Source organism: Levilactobacillus fuyuanensis, from assembly GCF_003946395.1.
Lineage (GTDB): Bacteria > Bacillota > Bacilli > Lactobacillales > Lactobacillaceae > Levilactobacillus > Levilactobacillus fuyuanensis.
In genome coordinates, this window is record NZ_RHNZ01000037.1 from 1 (window position 1) to 3169 (window position 3169).

1 rRNA gene is annotated in these 3169 nt (G+C 49.1%); it reads right to left on the reverse strand.

Annotation, left to right across the window (positions count from 1 at the left end):
- Nucleotides 1-104: 104 nt before the first annotated feature.
- Nucleotides 105-3023 (reverse strand): 23S ribosomal RNA (locus tag EKM73_RS12485).
- Nucleotides 3024-3169 lie beyond the last annotated feature (146 nt).

Genomic DNA, 3169 nt, shown 5'->3' on the forward strand with positions numbered 1-3169 from the left:
GGTGTATCCTTTAGGCTATCGCCACCACACTATAAGAGAACTTCTTCCCTCAAAACTAGATATTATTCAATTATTTTCCATTCGGAAACAACCACGTTTTCAACTTGGTTAAGTCCTCGACCGATTAGTACTGGTCCGCTCCACGCCTCACGGCGCTGCTACTTCCAGCCTATCTACCTGATCATCTTTCAGGGGTCTTACTTCCATATAGGAATGGGAAATCTCATCTCGAGGCGAGTTTCACACTTAGATGCTTTCAGCGTTTATCTCATCCATACATAGCTACCCAGCGATGCGCCTGGCGGCACAACTGGTACACCAGCGGTATGTCCATCCCGGTCCTCTCGTACTAAGGACAGCTCCTCTCAAATTTCCTACGCCCGCGACGGATAGGGACCGAACTGTCTCACGACGTTCTGAACCCAGCTCGCGTACCGCTTTAATGGGCGAACAGCCCAACCCTTGGGACCGACTACAGCCCCAGGATGCGATGAGCCGACATCGAGGTGCCAAACCTCCCCGTCGATGTGGACTCTTGGGGGAGATAAGCCTGTTATCCCCAGGGTAGCTTTTATCCGTTGAGCGATGGCCCTTCCATACGGTACCACCGGATCACTAAGCCCGACTTTCGTCCCTGCTCGACCTGTCTGTCTCGCAGTCAAGCTCTCTTCTGCCTTTACACTCGACGAATGATTTCCAACCATTCTGAGAGAACCTTTGGGCGCCTCCGTTACTTTTTAGGAGGCGACCGCCCCAGTCAAACTGCCTACCTGACACTGTCTCCCACCACGATTAGTGGTGCGGGTTAGAGTGTTCACACAGCGAGGGTCGTATCCCACCAGCGCCTCACTCGAAACTAGCGTTCCGAGTTCTACGGCTCCGACCTATCCTGTACAAGCTGTGTCAACACCCAATATCAAGCTACAGTAAAGCTCCATGGGGTCTTTCCGTCCTGTCGCGGGTAACCTGCATCTTCACAGGTAATATAATTTCACCGAGTCTCTCGTTGAGACAGTGCCCAGATCGTTACGCCTTTCGTGCGGGTCGGAACTTACCCGACAAGGAATTTCGCTACCTTAGGACCGTTATAGTTACGGCCGCCGTTTACTGGGGCTTCATTTCTGGGCTTCGCCGAAGCTAACTCATCCACTTAACCTTCCAGCACCGGGCAGGCGTCAGCCCCTATACGTCATCTTGCGATTTTGCAGAAACCTGTGTTTTTGATAAACAGTCGCCTGGGCCTTTTCACTGCGGCTACACTTGCGTGTAGCACCCCTTCTCCCGAAGTTACGGGGTCATTTTGCCGAGTTCCTTAACGAGAGTTCACTCGCTCACCTTAGGATACTCTCCTCGACTACCTGTGTCGGTTTGCGGTACGGGTAATTAATCACTAACTAGAAGCTTTTCTCGGCAGTGTGACATCTGGCGCTTCCCTACTAAAATTCGGTCCTCGTCACGCCTTGTCCTTAGCGATAAGCATTTAACTCATCACCAGACTTGACGCTTGAACACACATTTCCAATCGTGTGCACACCATAGCCTACTGCGTCCCTCCATCGTTCAAACATGATTAACTAGTACAGGAATATCAACCTGTTATCCATCGCCTACGCTTCTCAGCCTCGGCTTAGGTCCCGACTAACCCTGGGAGGACGAGCCTTCCCCAGGAAACCTTAGTCATTCGGTGGATCAGATTCTCACTGATCTTTCGCTACTCATACCGGCATTCTCACTTCTAAGCGCTCCACTAGTCCTTGCGGTCTAGCTTCGTTGCCCTTAGAACGCTCTCCTATCACGCGACCTATTGGTCGCATCCATAATTTCGGTAACATGCTTAGCCCCGGTAAATTTTCGGCGCGGGATCACTCGGCTAGTGAGCTATTACGCACTCTTTAAATGGTGGCTGCTTCTGAGCCAACATCCTAGCTGTCTATGCAACTCCACATCCTTTTCCACTCAGCATGTATTTAGGGACCTTAATTGATGGTCTGGGCTGTTCCCCTTTCGACGGTGGATCTTATCACTCATCGTCTGACTCCCGGATATAAATCAGTGGCATTCGGAGTTTATCTGAATTCAGTAACCCATGACGGGCCCCTAGTCCAAACAGTGGCTCTACCTCCACGATTCTTAACTCCGAGGCTAACCCTAAAGCTATTTCGGAGAGAACCAGCTATCTCCAAGTTCGTTTGGAATTTCACCGCTATCCACACCTCATCCCAGCATTTTTCAACATACACGGGTTCGGTCCTCCAGTGCGTTTTACCGCACCTTCAACCTGGACATGGATAGGTCACCTGGTTTCGGGTCTACGTCAACTTACTGAAACGCCCGTTTCAGACTCGCTTTCGCTACGGCTCCGGTCTTTACACCTTAACCTTGCAAATTAACGTAACTCGCCGGTTCATTCTACAAAAGGCACGCTATCACCCATTAACGGGCTCTAACTAATTGTAGGCACATGGTTTCAGGAACTATTTCACTCCGCTTCCGCGGTGCTTTTCACCTTTCCCTCACGGTACTGGTTCACTATCGGTCACTAGGGAGTATTTAGCCTTGGGAGATGGTCCTCCCGGATTCCGACCACGTTTCACGTGTGTGGCCGTACTCAGGATACTGAACTGAGGGTCAACAATTTCATCTACGGGGGTATCACCCTCTATGCCGAGTCTTCCCAGACTCTTCGATTATCATTGACTTTGGTAACTCAAATGTTCAGTCCTACAACCCCAAAGAGCAAGCTCTTTGGTTTGGGCTATTCCCCGTTCGCTCGCCGCTACTTAGGGAATCGATTTTTCTTTCTATTCCTGCGGGTACTTAGATGTTTCAGTTCCCCGCGTTTGCCTCAACTCAAGTATGTATTCCCTGAGTTGTAATTACTGATTAAAGTAATTGGGTTTCCCCATTCGGAAATCTCCGGATCAAAGCTTACGTACAGCTCCCCGAAGCATATCGGTGTTAGTCCCGTCCTTCATCGGCTCCTAGTACCAAGGCATCCACCATGCGCCCTTCATAACTTAACCTAACGATTACTTCGTAATCGCTGATTAATTGAGTATTAGCGATATAAACTAATTAAAAAACTCAAAAATACGCAGTTGTTTCTCGGTTTTAATTATCTTAATAATTAAAGGAAAATAATTGATAATATCTAGTTTTCAAAGAACAA